The 13499-nt window shown below is 66.4% G+C and carries 20 protein-coding genes and 1 other RNA gene; 11 read left to right on the plus strand and 10 right to left on the minus strand.

All coding sequences use genetic code 11. The annotated features are described in order from the left end of the window. Positions 1-85: 85 nt before the first annotated feature. The 9 genes from ASE59_RS01370 (at position 86) to ASE59_RS01405 (ending at position 7265) form a co-directional block, all read left to right on the plus strand. Positions 86-2425 carry a chemotaxis protein CheA gene (locus ASE59_RS01370; RefSeq protein WP_056451205.1) on the plus strand — a complete coding sequence of 780 codons (2340 nt, stop codon included), beginning with the start codon at positions 86-88 and terminating at the stop codon, positions 2423-2425. A 2-nt stretch (positions 2426-2427) separates the two neighbouring features. Next, a complete protein-coding gene (locus tag ASE59_RS01375) occupies positions 2428-2868 on the plus strand; it encodes a chemotaxis protein CheW (RefSeq protein ID WP_056451207.1) in 441 nt (146 codons plus the stop codon). Positions 2869-2929: 61 nt separating this feature from the next. Next, positions 2930-3295 (plus strand): response regulator, encoded by a 366-nt coding sequence (locus ASE59_RS01380; RefSeq protein WP_056451209.1) that lies wholly within the window; start codon positions 2930-2932, stop codon positions 3293-3295. A gap of 61 nt (positions 3296-3356) precedes the next feature. After that, complete coding sequence (locus tag ASE59_RS01385; RefSeq protein ID WP_056451212.1) at positions 3357-4361, plus strand: chemotaxis protein CheB; 1005 nt, start codon at positions 3357-3359, stop codon at positions 4359-4361. Next, complete coding sequence (locus tag ASE59_RS01390) at positions 4358-5194, plus strand: CheR family methyltransferase (RefSeq protein ID WP_056451215.1); 837 nt, start codon at positions 4358-4360, stop codon at positions 5192-5194. Before ASE59_RS01385 ends, ASE59_RS01390 begins: the two co-directional genes overlap by 4 nt. Before the next feature lie 67 nt (positions 5195-5261). Then, positions 5262-5945 carry an N-acetylmuramoyl-L-alanine amidase gene (locus tag ASE59_RS01395; RefSeq protein WP_056451219.1) on the plus strand — a complete coding sequence of 228 codons (684 nt, stop codon included), beginning with the start codon at positions 5262-5264 and terminating at the stop codon, positions 5943-5945. A gap of 32 nt (positions 5946-5977) precedes the next feature. Next, positions 5978-6378: RNase P RNA component class A (rnpB, locus tag ASE59_RS04665), an RNA gene on the plus strand. A gap of 51 nt (positions 6379-6429) precedes the next feature. Then, positions 6430-6966 (plus strand): J domain-containing protein, encoded by a 537-nt coding sequence (locus ASE59_RS01400; RefSeq protein WP_056451223.1) that lies wholly within the window; start codon positions 6430-6432, stop codon positions 6964-6966. Then, positions 6963-7265 (plus strand): (2Fe-2S) ferredoxin domain-containing protein, encoded by a 303-nt coding sequence (locus ASE59_RS01405; RefSeq protein WP_200913138.1) that lies wholly within the window; start codon positions 6963-6965, stop codon positions 7263-7265. The genes ASE59_RS01400 and ASE59_RS01405 overlap by 4 nt, the downstream gene beginning before the upstream one ends. 21 nt (positions 7266-7286) lie before the next feature. Here the strand turns inward: ASE59_RS01405 and ASE59_RS01410 are convergent, their stop codons facing one another. The 10 genes from ASE59_RS01410 to ASE59_RS19410 form a co-directional block, all read right to left on the minus strand. Next, the gene (locus tag ASE59_RS01410) at positions 7287-8246 is read right to left on the minus strand and encodes a hypothetical protein (protein ID WP_056451229.1); all 960 of its coding nucleotides are present in this window, start codon (positions 8244-8246) and stop codon (positions 7287-7289) included. A gap of 48 nt (positions 8247-8294) precedes the next feature. Then, positions 8295-8717, minus strand: coding sequence for a SufE family protein (locus ASE59_RS01415; RefSeq protein WP_056451234.1), 423 nt, complete (start codon positions 8715-8717; stop codon positions 8295-8297). 23 nt (positions 8718-8740) lie between these two features. Next, on the minus strand, positions 8741-8971 hold the full coding sequence (locus ASE59_RS01420; RefSeq protein ID WP_056451237.1) for a hypothetical protein: 231 nt from the start codon (positions 8969-8971) through the stop codon (positions 8741-8743). Between the two features lie 25 nt (positions 8972-8996). Beyond that, positions 8997-9260, minus strand: coding sequence for a hypothetical protein (locus ASE59_RS01425; protein WP_056451243.1), 264 nt, complete (start codon positions 9258-9260; stop codon positions 8997-8999). Between the two features lie 11 nt (positions 9261-9271). Further along, the gene (locus ASE59_RS01430; protein WP_056451246.1) at positions 9272-9586 is read right to left on the minus strand and encodes a hypothetical protein; all 315 of its coding nucleotides are present in this window, start codon (positions 9584-9586) and stop codon (positions 9272-9274) included. An 18-nt stretch (positions 9587-9604) separates the two neighbouring features. Further along, complete coding sequence (locus tag ASE59_RS01435) at positions 9605-9886, minus strand: hypothetical protein (RefSeq protein WP_056451250.1); 282 nt, start codon at positions 9884-9886, stop codon at positions 9605-9607. A 36-nt stretch (positions 9887-9922) separates the two neighbouring features. Then, positions 9923-10303 (minus strand): envelope stress response membrane protein PspC, encoded by a 381-nt coding sequence (gene pspC / locus ASE59_RS01440; protein WP_056451253.1) that lies wholly within the window; start codon positions 10301-10303, stop codon positions 9923-9925. Continuing rightward, complete coding sequence (gene pspB, locus ASE59_RS01445) at positions 10303-10587, minus strand: envelope stress response membrane protein PspB (protein ID WP_056451257.1); 285 nt, start codon at positions 10585-10587, stop codon at positions 10303-10305. The genes pspC and pspB overlap by 1 nt, the downstream gene beginning before the upstream one ends. Positions 10588-10592: 5 nt before the next feature. Then, positions 10593-11261: a phage shock protein PspA gene (pspA, locus tag ASE59_RS01450; RefSeq protein WP_056451260.1), complete on the minus strand. Its 669-nt coding sequence runs from the start codon at positions 11259-11261 to the stop codon at positions 10593-10595. Between the two features lie 67 nt (positions 11262-11328). Next, positions 11329-11472 (minus strand): hypothetical protein, encoded by a 144-nt coding sequence (locus ASE59_RS19410; protein WP_156359818.1) that lies wholly within the window; start codon positions 11470-11472, stop codon positions 11329-11331. A gap of 170 nt (positions 11473-11642) precedes the next feature. On the opposite strand from ASE59_RS19410, the gene pspF reads away from it, so the two are divergent. Together pspF and ASE59_RS01460 are read left to right on the plus strand one after the other, a co-directional pair. Then, positions 11643-12671 carry a phage shock protein operon transcriptional activator gene (gene pspF / locus ASE59_RS01455; RefSeq protein ID WP_056451263.1) on the plus strand — a complete coding sequence of 343 codons (1029 nt, stop codon included), beginning with the start codon at positions 11643-11645 and terminating at the stop codon, positions 12669-12671. A 112-nt stretch (positions 12672-12783) separates the two neighbouring features. Then, complete coding sequence (locus ASE59_RS01460) at positions 12784-13395, plus strand: superoxide dismutase (protein ID WP_056451265.1); 612 nt, start codon at positions 12784-12786, stop codon at positions 13393-13395. Positions 13396-13499: the final 104 nt, after the last annotated feature.

The raw sequence follows: 13499 nt of genomic DNA on the forward strand, positions 1-13499 counted from the left end.
GGGGAGAAGGTTTCGGCCGTTAGCATACTAACCGCGTCTTAACCTATCCGGCGCCATGGTCGTGTCCATAACCGGGCGGGGCCGCATGGACGATCTGTTACAGGAATTCATTGCCGAGACCCGCGAGACGCTGGAGGCGTTGTCGTCGGAGATCGTCGCGTGGGAAGCCGCGCCCGACGATCGTGCCCGGCTGGATGCCATTTTCCGGTTCGTCCACACGGTGAAGGGAAGCTGCGGTTTCCTCGACCTGCCGCGCCTCTCGCGGCTGAGCCATGCCGCCGAGGACGCATTGTGCGAAGTGCGCGACGGCAAGCGGCGGCCCGACAGCGCGCTGGTGGATGCGGTGCTGGCGATCGTCGACCGGATCGGCGAGCTGGTCGAGGCGATCGATGCCGGACTGCCGCTGACCGACGAGGGCGAAGACGACCTGATCGCCGCGCTGACGCCGAAGATCGGCAATCCGGTCACGGCGACGACGCCGGTCGCGGCGGCGGCGATCGCGGCGGGCCGGGCGCCGCTGCGCAGCGTCCGGCTGAACGTCGACCTGCTCGACCGGATGATGAGCGGCATGTCGGACATGGTGCTGGTCCGCAACGAGCTGGTCCGGCGGCTGCGCGACAGCGCGCTCGACCCGGCGGTCGAGGCGGCGCTGGAGCGGCTGTCGAGTTCGGTGGCCGATATGCGTGACGCGGTGACGCGGACGCGGATGCAGAAGATCGAGACGCTGTTCCAGCCGCTGCCGCGCATCGTGCGCGACACGGCGGCGGTGGTGGGCAAGGCGGTGACGCTGACCGTCGATGGCAGCGATGTCGAGCTGGACCGCGAGATGATCGAGGTGATGCGCGACCCGCTGGTGCATCTGGTGCGCAACGCCATCGACCATGGCGTAGAGACGCCGATGGAGCGCCGCGCGGCGGGCAAGCGCGAGAGCGGGCGGCTGCACGTCTCCGCCCGGCAATCGGGCAACCAGATCGTCATCGAGATCATCGACGACGGGCGCGGCATCGATACCGAACGGCTGATGGCCAAGCTGGCAGCGAGCAAGCAGCGCAGCGAGGCCGAGCTGCGCAAGCTGAACGACCGGCAGCGCTGCGAACTGGTATTCGCGCCGGGGCTGTCGTCGCGCGATACCGCGACCGAGATTTCGGGGCGCGGCGTCGGCATGGACGTGGTGCGCGCCGCGATCGACCAGATCGGCGGCCGGATCACGCTGGACAACAAGCCCGGGCGGGGGCTGCGCATCGCGGTGCAGGTGCCGCTGACGCTGTCGATCGTGTCGACGATCGTGGTGCGTGCGGGCGCGCATCGCTTTGCCATATCGCGCCAGACGATTGGCGAGATCGTCAACGAACGCGCCGCCAACATCCGCGTCGACCAGCTGGGCGACAATCGCATCGCCCGCATCCGCGACCGGCGTTTGCCCGTGGTCGACCTGTGCGAGGTGATCGGGGTCGATACCGACCAGCCCGCCAGCCCGAAGATGCTGGCAGTAGTGTCGATCGGCGCAGGCGATTTCGCGATCGCGGTCGACGAGGTGCTGGATACCGAGGAACTGGTGGTCAAGCCCGCGGCACCGGCGGTAATGGCGACCGGCCTCTATGCCGGACAGACGCTGCCCGATACCGGGCGGCCGATGCTGATGCTCGATTGCGCCGGAGTGGCGCAGGCTGCCGGCTTGAGCTTTGCCGATGCGATGGACCTCGAGATCGAGGCCGAGGAAGCGGCCGAGGCCGACACCCGCGTCACCGCGCTGCTGTTCGACGATCTGGACGGGCGGCGGCGGGTCATTCCGCTGGCGGTGATCGACCGGATCGAACGCATCAAGGCCGGGTCTCTGCAACAGAGCGCAGGGCGCATCCGGCTGGCGATCGACGGGCGGATCGTGCCGGCCGAGGCGAGCAATCCCGGCGCGATCGACCGGGTGACGACGGTGCTGCGCCTGACCGACGGGGTGATGGAGGTGGCCTATGCGATCGTCGATGCGGTCGACATCGTGATGCTGCCTGAACTAGCGCCGGTCGGCGACGTGGCCGGCCCAATCGCGGGCATCGTGCTGCTGGACGGCGAGCAGATCGAACAGGTCGATCCGCTATGGCTGTTCGAACGCCATGCGCGCGAGGCGGCGTCGGCGCTGATCGCGCGGCGGCGGCCGACCTGCCTGCTGGCCGATGGCGGCAGCGGGTGGATGCGTGCGTTCCTGCGCCCGATGTTGGAGCAGGCGGGCTATCAGATCGTCGAGCGGGTCGCCGAGGGCGAGCGCCCGACGCTGGTGCTGGCGCAGGCCGATGTCGCGGTGCCGGCGCCGGCTGCCGATTCGCCCGTGGTGCGGCTGCGGGCGTCGCCTGCCGATATCGGCGACGGCAGCATCTATCGCTACGACCGCGAAGCCGTGCTGCGGGCGTTGCGCATGGCGGTGGGAGGTTGAGCGTGACCGAGTTGTTCCTTCTCGCCACGATCGTCGGTCAAGACGTCGCCATCCGATCCGACCATGTTGAATCGGTGGTCGATATCGGCGAGATCACGCCGGTCGCGCGCACGTCGCGCGCGGTGCGCGGGCTGGCGGCGTTGCGCAGCCGGGTGGTGACGGTGATCGATACCGCGATCGTGCTCGATCCGCTGGCGCCCATGGCGACGCGCCGCCGCGCGGTGGTGACGCAGGTCGACGGGCATCATTATGCGTTGCTGGTCGATGCGCTGGACGATGCGCATCGCTTCGTTCCCAAACCATTGTCGGCGGGGCTGTTGCCGGGGGCGGCATGGGCGGCGATCACCAACGGGCTGATCGAGCAGGAGGGACGCGTGGTCCTGATCCTCGACCTGCCCAGGATCGTCGCGCGGGCGGCGGACGGGGCACGTGCCGCGGCCTGAGCATTAACGCGGCGCTTACGAACACACCGTACACTTGCCCGTACCAACATGGGGTATCGTCATGAAGAGTTGCCTGGTCGTCGATGATTCGAAGGTGATCCGCAAGGTCGCCCGGCACATTCTCGAAACGCTCCAGTTCGAGGTGCGCGAGGCGGGCGACGGACGCGAGGCGCTCGACCAATGTGCCAAGGCGCAGCCCGACGTGATTCTGCTCGACTGGAACATGCCGGTGATGAGCGGCATGGATTTCCTGCGCGCGCTACGCCAGAGCGAGGGCGGCACGCAGCCCAAGGTCGTGTTCTGCACGACCGAGAACGGTATGGCCTATATCCGCGCCGCGATCGAGGCCGGTGCCGACGAATATGTGATGAAGCCGTTCGATCGCGAGACGCTGGAGAGCAAGCTTCAGATCGTCGGCGTCGCCTGATCCGCATCGAAAGGTCGTGAACGCCCCGTTCACCCGAACCGCCGCAGCGGACGGAACGGCCGTGCGGGTCCTGATCGTCGACGATTCGGCGGTGACCCGTGCGGTGCTGACCCGCATCGTCGAGGCGATCCCCGGCCACCGCGTCGTCGCGGCGGTCGGCGGCATCGTGCAGGCGACCGGCAGGCTGGCGGGTGAAGCGGCCGACCTGATCCTGCTCGACATCAACCTGCCCGGTATCGACGGCCTGTCGGGGCTGCCCGACCTGTTGGCGGCGGCGCCGGGGGTGCGGGTGATTGTGTTATCGAGCGACTGTGCCGACGGATCGCCGACCGCCTGTCACGCGATGTCGCTGGGGGCGGCGGCGACGCTGGCCAAGCCTGAATCCTCGCCGCTGGCGGGCGGGTTCGCCACCCGGCTGGTGGCCCTGGTCGAAAGGGTGATGCGCACCGTGCCGCGTGCGACCGGCACCGCCGCCACCGCGCGCAGCGACGTGTTCGACATCATCGCGATCGGCGCGTCGACCGGCGGCATCCATGCGCTGGCGCCGTTGCTGGCGGCGATCCCGTCCGAACTGGACGTGCCGATCATCGTTACCCAGCATCTGCCGGGGACGTTCACCGAATATTTCGCGCAGCAGCTGACCGCGCTGGCGCGGCGACCGGTCGATGTCGCGCGCGACAGCCTGCGCATCCAGCGCGGGCGGCTGATCGTGGCGCCGGGCGATGCGCATATCCGCGTGGTGCAGACCAGCGAGGGTGCGGCGACGCGGCTCGACCGGGCACCGTCGATCAGCGGCTGCATGCCTTCGGTCGACCCGATGTTCGATTCGGTGGCCCAGGTGTTCGGCGCGCGGGCGCTGGCGATCGTGTTGTCGGGGATGGGCCGCGACGGGGCGCGAGGAGCAGCCAATATCCGGGCGGCAGGGGGCGTGGTCGCGGTGCAGGATCAGGCGAGTTCGGTCGTGTGGGGCATGCCCGGCGCGGTGGCCGAGGCGGGGCTGGCCAACACCATCGGCACGCCTGCGCAACTGGGTGCGTTCGTCGCGCGGCGGCGGCGGCCGGCATGACCGTCGCGCGTCCCGCCGGCCCGCTCGGCCCCGCCGCGAACGCGATCGTCGCGTTGCTCGAACAGCGGACCGGGCAACAGCTCGACGCCGGCCGCGCATGGCGGATCGACAGTGCGCTCCAGCCGATGCTGCGCGAGCGCGGGCTGACCACGCTCGACGAACTGGTCGCGCGGATCAACGACCGGGGCGGAAGCGAGCACGGGTTGGCCGATCTGGTGGTCGATGCGCTGCTGAACCAGGAAACGTCGTTCTTTCGCGATGCGGCGACGCTCGACACCGTCGTACAGGCCGCGATCGACATGGTCGCAGAATCGCCCCGCCGGCTGCGCATCTGGTCGGCGGCGTGTTCGACCGGGCAGGAGCCGTTGTCGATGGCGATGCTGTTCGCCGAGGCCAGCGAGCGGACCGGCATCCTGCCGCCGGAAATCCGCGCGACCGATATTTCGATGCGGGCGCTGATGCGGGCGCGGGCGGCACGCTATACCCAGTTCGAAATCCAGCGCGGACTGCCGATCCGGCGGATGATGCAGTGGTTCGAACCGCGTGACGATCTGTGGGAGGCGAAGGCGGAACTGCGCTTCCGCTTGCTTTATGGCCAGCAGAATCTGATCGCCGACCCGATGCCGGGGGGCAAGTTCGACATCGTGCTGTGCCGCAACGTGTTGATGTACCTGTCGCCGGTCACGCGCGGCGCGGTGCTCGACCGGATCGCGACCGTGCTGCGGCCGGGCGGTTTGCTGGTGCTGGGCGCGGGCGAGACGGTCATCGGCCATACCGAGGCGCTCGTGCCGTCCGAACGCTATCGCGGGCTGTACCGGCCGGCGGCGCACTGACCTTGCCTTTCCCCGCGTCCCGCCGCAATCGGGACGCAGTGGCGTGAGGGGAAAGAGTCGCGTGCAGATGATCGATACGCCGTCGCCCAATTTCGGCGAACGCAGCCTGCCGGTCACGATGCTGGTGTTGCATTATACCGGCATGACCGATGCGGCATCGGCGATCGCGCGGCTGACCGATCCGGCAGCGGAGGTATCGGCGCATTATGTCGTCGAGGAGGACGGCACGATCCACCGGCTGGTCGCCGAGGACAAGCGGGCATGGCACGCGGGCAAGTCGCACTGGCGCGGGATCACCGATATCAACAGCGCGTCGATCGGCATCGAACTGGTCAATCCCGGCCATGAATTCGGCTATCGCGATTTCCCCGAAGCACAGATCGATGCGCTGATCCCGCTGGTCCACGCCATCAAGGACCGGCACCAGATCACGCGCGGCAATGTCGTCGGCCATTCGGACATCGCGCCTGCCCGCAAGCAGGATCCGGGCGAGCTGTTTCCGTGGAACCGGCTGGCCCGCCTGCGCCTCGCGCTGCCGCGACCGACCCGCAACCTGATGGACCCGGGATGGAGCGATGCCGGGTTCCTGCTGGCGCTTGAACGCTTCGGCTATGACGTCGGCGATCCGGTAGCGGCGATCACCGCGTTCCAGCGGCGGTTCCGGCCCGAGATGATCGACGGCATCGCCGACGGCGAATGCCGGATGCTGCTGCTCGCGCTATTGCTGCCCCGGCCGCAAGGCGACGATTGAACGCCGGCCGACAAGCCGCTAGGGGCGGTGCGTCAGAGGGTCGGGCGGCCGCGTCACGCGCAAGCGTGCCGAGGAAAGTCCGGGCTCCACGGAAACGACGGTGCCGGGTAACGCCCGGCGGGCTTCGCGACTTCGGTCAAGGGGTTCAGGGACAGTGCCACAGAGAGCAGACGGCCTTTGGCTTCGGCCGGGTTACGGTGAAAGGGTGCGGTAAGAGCGCACCGCGCGGCCGGTAACGGCAGCGGCATGGCAAACCCCACCGGGAGCAAGACCGAATAGGGGCGGCAGGAAGCGCGTAAGCGCTTCGGGGTATGTTCCGGCCCGCTGCCCGGGTTGGTTGCTGGAGGCGCCACGCAAGTGTCGCCCGAGAGGAATGGTCGCCTATCCCGTTTCGGCGGGTGGACAGAACCCGGCTTACAGACCCTCTGACATTCGCGCGCTGCAATGGGTTGCGCGCGGGGCATGGCGGCTTATTTCGAAGACAATGGCACGACATACGCGATCGAACGACTGGGGCTTTCCCCGCTGGCGCGGCTATAGCGAGGGCCGCGAGGCGCAGACGGTGAAGCTGTGCGACCGGCATGGTTGTACCGAACCCGGCAAATGCCCGGCGCCGAAATCGCCCAACAACCCCGATCGCTGGTATTTCTGCGAAGCCCATGCCGCCGAATACAACAAGGGTTGGAACTACTTCGAGGGGCTGAACGAAGAGGAAGCCAAGGCGCGCGAGGCGGCCGAACAGCGCACCGCCAATGGCTATGCGGCATCGGCGTCGAACGCCTGGGCTGGATCCGGCGACGGCAGCCGATCGCGCGACGAGATGCGTGCGTTGGAAGTGCTGGAATGCGATCCCGACGCGGATTTCGACACGATCCGATTGGCGTGGCGCAAGCTGGCCAAGGTGTTTCATCCCGATGTCCGGCCCGGCGATGCCGAGGCGGCGAAGATATTCCATGCGATCCAGGCCGCCTATGACGTGCTGCGCGTCGCTGAGGAACGGCGGAGCTGGAAACCGGCGTGAAGCGCGAGGTCCGTGCGCGGTGGAGCAAGGCGGTGCTTGTGTGTGCCAAATGTTCGAAGAAGCTGGACGGCGGGTTCGGCGGGTCGGACAAGCCGCTGGCGAAGGCGCTGCGCAAGCATCTGAAGCTGAAGAACGGGCCAAAGGGCGCGGCGGGGGTGGTCGAGGTGAAGTGCCTCGACGTCTGTCCCAAGGGCGCGGTGGTCGTGGTCGACAGCGAACGGCCGGGCGAATGGCTGCTGGTGCGGCCGGGCGACGATCTGGATGCCGTGGCGGCGCGATTGGGACTGGGCGAGGGGTAGGCGGCGGTCGGAGACGGGACGCTACCGAACCACGCCGCTACCCGGTTCCTCCATTCCTCGCGGTTCGAACATCGCGGCCATGACTTCGTTGACGTTCAATTCGTCCCGCCGTTCGCCGAGCGGGCAGTCGCCCTGTCGGGTCGCCGTCACTTGCCAACGCCATGCGAGAGGACGCGGCGGGTTCCAATTGGCGCCACCGCCGCGTTCGATACCGTTGGCCCGTTGTTCGACGAGATAGTTCAGGACAAGTTGCCGGGTATCATAGTGTCCGGTCAGGTTGAGGGTTTGGTCGGCGACCGGGCTGTTGCAACTGCGCGACGCATTGATCCGGCCATTGCCCATCTTCACGCGCAGCCGGCCGCATTGCATGCCCCGCATCAATCCGCTCATCAGGTTTTCTTCGCCGGCCCAGCGCCGCATCGTCACCTCGACCGTGCCGTCCGGCAGGCATTGCGTAAAGCGGAACGGCCGGATTGCATTGCCGCCATGGAGCGCGAGCGTAGCGGTTCGCCGGAACAGCCATAATCCGCCGCCCAAGTGGGCGACGTTGCCAGTAACGACGATATCGGGTGCGCCCTCGACCACGATGTCCGGGCCGATCTGCGGCGGTGGCGGAAACGGTGGGGGCGGGGCAGCAGCGGTCTCGGTTGGCGGCAACGCGCCTTCCGCCAGCCGGCTGATACGGTTTGCGACGCACCCCTTGGCCGGCGCCACCTCGCGATGTCCTTCGCGAACACAGGCGCGCAGGATCGCGCACATGATCCGGTCGATACGGGGCTCGCCGCTCGATACCTCCGCCTCGCATTTCGGCACCCACGACCCGCGCGTCGTATAGTTCAGCCGGACCTTGCGCAGCTTGCGCGCGATCACGAGGATTTCGGAATCGGCGTCCGGTTCGGACGGCGGCTCCTGTCCGGACAGCGGGACGGCGACGAACAGCGCGATCGACGCCAGCCTAATTGCCCGTCCGCCCGCCAGCATCCGCACCCTCCCGCGTCGGGATCGCGCTTCCGGCGATCTGGGGGCAGCCTAGCCTGCGGTCGATGGGTTCGCCAGCCGCGATGCGGTTTCGCGGATCAGCGCGATCATGTTGGGTATCCCCTGCGTCCGGTTCGAGCTCAACTGGTTGCGCAGGTCGAAGGGGGCGAGGGTCGCGTCGATATCGGTCGACAGGATCTGCGATGCGCTGCGATCCTGTACGGTCGCCAGCACCAGCGCGATGATCCCCTTGGTGATCGCGGCATTGCTGTCGGCGAGGAAGTGGAGCGTGCCGTCGGCCTGCTGCTGCGGATAGACCCAGACCGATGCCGAACAACCGCGTACCAGCGTCGCGTCGGTCTTGAGGGGATCGGGCATCAGCTCCAGCTGCCGTCCCAGGTCGATCAGCAACCGGTAGCGGTCGTCGCCGTCGAGGAAGTCATATTCTTCGCGGATATCGTCGATGCTCTGCATGACGCTGCTATAGGCATTTGCCTTTAGAGTTCCACCCCGGCGGCGATCGCTTCCAGCTTGCGGATGCGTTCCTTCAGGTCGGCGATCTCGATGCGGGTGCCGGCATTGGGGGCGGGCTGGGTCAGCGGCTTGTCGCCGAGCCGCTGCTGTTGCAGCGCCAACCAGCCGCGCCAGCCCGACAGCATCGTCATCGAAACGATCGTAACGGCGGCAAGGGTGGTGGCGGCGAGTGCGAGGGTCAAAGTGAGGTTCATCGGACTGCCCTTTTCGTCGGGTTTGTCAGTTGAGCGGTTTGTCGCGGAGGCGTTCGATCTCGTCGGAGAGGTCGACGCCGCGATCGGTGATGATGCGTTCGAGGACGCGGACGCGCTGTTCCAGACGTTCGGTCTGCGCGGCATATTGCGCGGCCTTTTCGGCGGTCTCGGTGCCGCGGACCTGCAATTCGCGTTCCTTGAGTTCCAGCCATGGCTGGAACACCAGCTTGCTGAGGATCGCGACAATCGGGATCATCAGGGCGAGGGCGGGGATGATGAACGGGCTCATCGTCGTTCCTTTCAGTTCGTCCGGCCGCGCAGCTGTTCGATCTCGCGGTCGAGGCTATGCGCGCCGTCGGTCACGATCCGCTCGACATTGGCGAGCCGATCCTTGATCGATCCCAGTTCGGCCTTGAGCTGGGCGTTTTCCTGGCTCAGCAGCTTGACCCGTTCGACCGTTTCGTCGTTGGCGCGGGGATAGACGCTCTGCCCCCATCCGCCCTGCAGCGGATAGCCGTTCTTGACGCGGAGCCAGGTGGTGATGACCCACGCCGCCATGCTGGTCAGGCCGAGCAGAGCGATTACGGGTAAAAGGTCGGGATTGTTCGTCAGCATGGTCGTAGTCCCCGGGATTTAGCGCAGCGCGTCGATTTCGCGAGCGGTTCGAGTTGCAGGATCGGTGGCTATGCGTTCGAGGACGGCAATGCGCTCTTCGAGGCGCAGGATCTTGCCCTGCAACTGCTCGTTCTGCTGCGCCATCAGCCATGCCTGCCGCTCCGCGTCGGGATTGCCGTGCCGGGCGAGTTCATCGTCCTTCGCAATTCCGTGTTTCGCCCGGATCGCCGCCTTCACGACGCCCGCAATCATCGCCATCGCGATGATCGCCAGCACGAACCCCGGTCCACCCCAATTCATCGTCTCTCTCCCCAAAATGCCCCGGCGGGGATCGGCTCAGCGCAAGCTGTCGATCTCGTCCGCCAGACGGGTGTTGCGGCTGGTATAATACATCTCGATGTCGGCAAGGCGACGATCGATGTCACGGAAAGTAGAGCGCATTTCCGACGCGGTACGGGTTGGGTTCGACCGGACGCCCTGCCAGAACTTCTCGTCCTCTCGGCTTTCGTACAGGCCGACCGGCTTCTTCTGCGCCATCCAGGCGATCATGAAATAGGCGATGACGGTCCAGGGAAAGCCACCGGCCAGCGTCAGCAACACCGTGCCGATGCGGATCCACATAACCTCGACACCGGTATAGTCGGCGATGCCGGCGCACACGCCAGACATCTTGCCATTCGCCTTGTCGACATAGAATTTGGTGCGTGCGCCGGACATCAGTCCCTCCGTGCGTAATCGTGGTTGCGGAAATCGCTTTCCGGATATTCCCGGCGCGGCTGGGAAGGGCGGAAGTCCGGATTGTCGGCGGCGATGATCCGCTCGATCGTCTGGAGCCGCTCTTCGAGCCGGCGGGCAGTGAGGTGCATGTCGTCGAGCAGTCGCTCGTCCTCGTTGGTCAGCGTCGGCGACTGTTTCCACTTGGTGATATAGTGGAGGATCAGCCACGGCAGACCGATGAAGAGGACGCTGATCGCGACCGCCGCCGTCAGGAAATCGCCCATCGCGATCAGCCCTCCCGGTTCAGGCGGGCCTTGAGCGCGGCCAGTTCGGCATCGATCTTGTCCGACTGGCGCAGCTCGGCGATTTCGTCCTCAAGGCTCTTGCCCTGCTGGCCCATGCCGGCCGCTTCGGCGCGACCCTCGGCCAGATCGGCGCGGCGTTCGAGGACGTCGAAGCGGCTGAACGCCTCGGCGGTCTTCGACCCGGCATACATTTCGCGCAGCTTGGTGCGGTTGTTTGCGCTTTCCATCCGGGTCTGGATGGCGTTCTGCCGGGTCCGCGCCTCGCGCAGCTTGTTCTGCAGCTTGGCGATATCGGCTTCCGAAGCGCGCAGCGCGTCGTCGAGTACGACGATTTCCGAATTGAGCTGTTCGATCATGTCGACCGCTTTCTGGCGTTCGACCAGCGCGGCCTTGGCCAGATCCTCACGATCCTTGCTCAGCGCCAGTTCGGCCTTTTCGGTCCAGCTTTCCTGCAGCTTGTCGAGCTTGGAGATATGGCGGCGCATTTCCTTCTGGTCGGCGATGGTGCGCGCGGCGGATGCGCGGACCTCGACCAGCGTTTCCTCCATTTCGAGGATGATCATGCGGATCATCTTCGCGGGGTCTTCGGCCTTGTCGAGCAGGTCGGTGACGTTGGCGGCGATGATGTCGCGGGTGCGGGAGAAAATGCCCATCGGTTACTCCTGAAGAATTCGTGGGTGGCCGGAGCGGAACGGGGCAGAACCGCCCCGGCCTGCCACCTTACGCGATCGGCGCGGTGGCATGGGTGGTGGCGATCGGACCGGGTGCGGTCGTGACGCCAAAGGCAAGGACGCAGACCGCAACCGCGCCGAACAGGCTGAGGATCGACTGGCGGACGGTCACATTCTTGTTGATGCGGATCATGGTAGAACTCCCTGAAGCTGTAGCGTGCGCCCTGTTTCGGGCTTGCACAATACATAGCAGGAGCCGTGCCAAATCGAAAAATGACGAATTTGCGTCACTTTTGACGGATTAGGTGCCTCGGCCGATTTGGCCTCTTGCGAACTATTGGGAAAATACGCCACATCATCGGCATGGAGCGCGCAACCCAGGTCGTCGGCCAGTCCGGCCCGTTTCTCGATGCCCTCGAACGGGCCAGTCGTGCGGCCGCGCTGGATCGCCCGGTGCTGGTGATCGGCGAGCGGGGGACGGGCAAGGAGTTGGTCGCCGAACGGCTCCACCGCCTGTCGGGGCGCTGGGATCAGCCATTGGTGGTGATGAATTGCGCGGCGCTGCCCGAGACGCTCATTGAAGCGGAATTGTTCGGGCATGAGTCGGGCGCGTTCACCGGCGCGACCAAGGCGCGGACCGGGCGGTTCGAGGAGGCCGATGGTGGTACGCTGTTCCTCGATGAACTCGGCACGCTGTCGATGGGCGCGCAGGAGCGGTTGTTGCGCGCGGTCGAATATGGCGAGGTGACGCGGATCGGGTCGTCGCGGCCGATCCGGGTCGATGTCCGCATCGTCGCCGCGACCAACGAGCATCTGCCCGACCGGGTCGAATGCGGGACGTTCCGCGCCGATCTGCTCGACCGGTTGAGTTTCGAGGTGGTGACGCTGCCGCCGTTACGCGCGCGGCCGGGCGACATCATGGTGCTGGCCGATTTCTTCGGACGGCGCATGGCGGCGGAGATCGGGCGCGACGAATGGGTCGGGTTCGGGCCGAATGCGGTCGATCAACTGATGGAGCATCGCTGGCCGGGCAATGTCCGCGAGTTGCGCAACGCGGTCGAACGCTCGGTCTATCGCTGGGAACGGCCTGGGCCGATCGATCTGGTCGAGATCGATCCGTTCGCCTCGCCGTTCCGTCCGCGCTCCAATGCGAACCCTGCTACATCGGCGACGGCGCCGGTCGTGGGAACGCCTACCGTGGAGTCGGCAGCGCCCGACGATCCGTGCGAGGATTTCAAGACGCGGGTCAATCGCTTCGAACGGCAGCTGCTGACGCGGGCGATGGCGGAGGCGCGCTACAATCAGCGCAACTGCGCCGATGCGATCGGGCTGACCTATGACCAGTTGCGCCATGCGCTCAAGCGGCATGGAATGCTGGGGCAGGGCGGCTGACCCCCTTTTCGCCACCGCCGGTCACGCCTATGGGTTCGCAGGCGTAACGACCGGAGCCAAGCGGGGTCCGCCGCGTTCGGTCGCACGAGTTCTTTTCCTAAGGAGGATTGCCATGGCGTTCGAACTTCCGCCGCTGCCCTATGCCTATGACGCGCTGGAGCCGACCATCGACAAGGAAACGATGACGCTGCACCATGACAAGCATCATCAGGCCTATACCGACAAGCTGAACGAAGCCGTGTCGGAAGACGCGAGCCTGGAGGGCAAGTCGATCGAGGAATTGCTTGCCAATATCGGCAGCGGTTCGGCCAAGCTGCGCAACAATGGCGGCGGTTTCTGGAACCACACCTTCTTCTGGGAAACGATGAAGGGTGGCGGGTCGCAGCCATCGGGCGCGCTGAAGGATGCGATCGACGACCAGTTCGGTGGTCTCGATGCGCTCAAGGAAAAGTTCAACACGGCCGGCGCAAACCAGTTCGGGTCGGGCTGGGCGTGGCTGATCGTCGGGCAGGATGGCAAGCTGGCCATCACCTCGACCCCGAACCAGGACAACCCGCTGATGGACGTTGCTCCGGTCAAGGGCACGCCGATCCTCGGCAACGACGTGTGGGAACACGCCTATTACATCACCTACCGCAACGCGCGTCCGGCGTATCTGAAGGCATGGTGGGACGTGGTCGACTGGGACAAGGTCAGCCAGCGTTATGACGAAGCGGTGAAGTAAGCCGCATAGCCCTCTCCCCGGAAGGGGAGAGGGTTGGGAGAGGGGGCTGTCCGAGGGGACGGCCCCTTTTTCATGAGCGTTGCGCGTGGGGCTTCCCCTCTCCC

The organism is Sphingomonas sp. Leaf10 (assembly GCF_001421245.1).
Taxonomy (GTDB): Bacteria; Pseudomonadota; Alphaproteobacteria; order Sphingomonadales; family Sphingomonadaceae; genus Sphingomonas.

Excerpts from the sequence above, each read along its gene's own strand:
- ASE59_RS01370 (WP_056451205.1), top strand. The coding sequence starts at position 86 with ATGGACGATCTGTTACAGGAATTCATTGCCGAGACCCGCGAGACGCTG.
- ASE59_RS01380 (WP_056451209.1), top strand. The coding sequence starts at position 2,930 with ATGAAGAGTTGCCTGGTCGTCGATGATTCGAAGGTGATCCGCAAGGTC.
- ASE59_RS01390 (WP_056451215.1), top strand. The coding sequence starts at position 4,358 with ATGACCGTCGCGCGTCCCGCCGGCCCGCTCGGCCCCGCCGCGAACGCG.
- ASE59_RS01395 (WP_056451219.1), top strand. The coding sequence starts at position 5,262 with ATGATCGATACGCCGTCGCCCAATTTCGGCGAACGCAGCCTGCCGGTC.
- ASE59_RS01400 (WP_056451223.1), top strand. The coding sequence starts at position 6,430 with ATGGCACGACATACGCGATCGAACGACTGGGGCTTTCCCCGCTGGCGC.
- ASE59_RS01410 (WP_056451229.1), bottom strand. The coding sequence starts at position 8,246 with ATGCTGGCGGGCGGACGGGCAATTAGGCTGGCGTCGATCGCGCTGTTC.
- ASE59_RS01415 (WP_056451234.1), bottom strand. The coding sequence starts at position 8,717 with ATGCAGAGCATCGACGATATCCGCGAAGAATATGACTTCCTCGACGGC.
- ASE59_RS01420 (WP_056451237.1), bottom strand. The coding sequence starts at position 8,971 with ATGAACCTCACTTTGACCCTCGCACTCGCCGCCACCACCCTTGCCGCC.
- ASE59_RS01425 (WP_056451243.1), bottom strand. The coding sequence starts at position 9,260 with ATGAGCCCGTTCATCATCCCCGCCCTCGCCCTGATGATCCCGATTGTC.
- ASE59_RS01430 (WP_056451246.1), bottom strand. The coding sequence starts at position 9,586 with ATGCTGACGAACAATCCCGACCTTTTACCCGTAATCGCTCTGCTCGGC.
- ASE59_RS01435 (WP_056451250.1), bottom strand. The coding sequence starts at position 9,886 with ATGAATTGGGGTGGACCGGGGTTCGTGCTGGCGATCATCGCGATGGCG.
- pspC (WP_056451253.1), bottom strand. The coding sequence starts at position 10,303 with ATGTCCGGCGCACGCACCAAATTCTATGTCGACAAGGCGAATGGCAAG.
- pspB (WP_056451257.1), bottom strand. The coding sequence starts at position 10,587 with ATGGGCGATTTCCTGACGGCGGCGGTCGCGATCAGCGTCCTCTTCATC.
- pspA (WP_056451260.1), bottom strand. The coding sequence starts at position 11,261 with ATGGGCATTTTCTCCCGCACCCGCGACATCATCGCCGCCAACGTCACC.
- ASE59_RS19410 (WP_156359818.1), bottom strand. The coding sequence starts at position 11,472 with ATGATCCGCATCAACAAGAATGTGACCGTCCGCCAGTCGATCCTCAGC.
- pspF (WP_056451263.1), top strand. The coding sequence starts at position 11,643 with ATGGAGCGCGCAACCCAGGTCGTCGGCCAGTCCGGCCCGTTTCTCGAT.
- ASE59_RS01460 (WP_056451265.1), top strand. The coding sequence starts at position 12,784 with ATGGCGTTCGAACTTCCGCCGCTGCCCTATGCCTATGACGCGCTGGAG.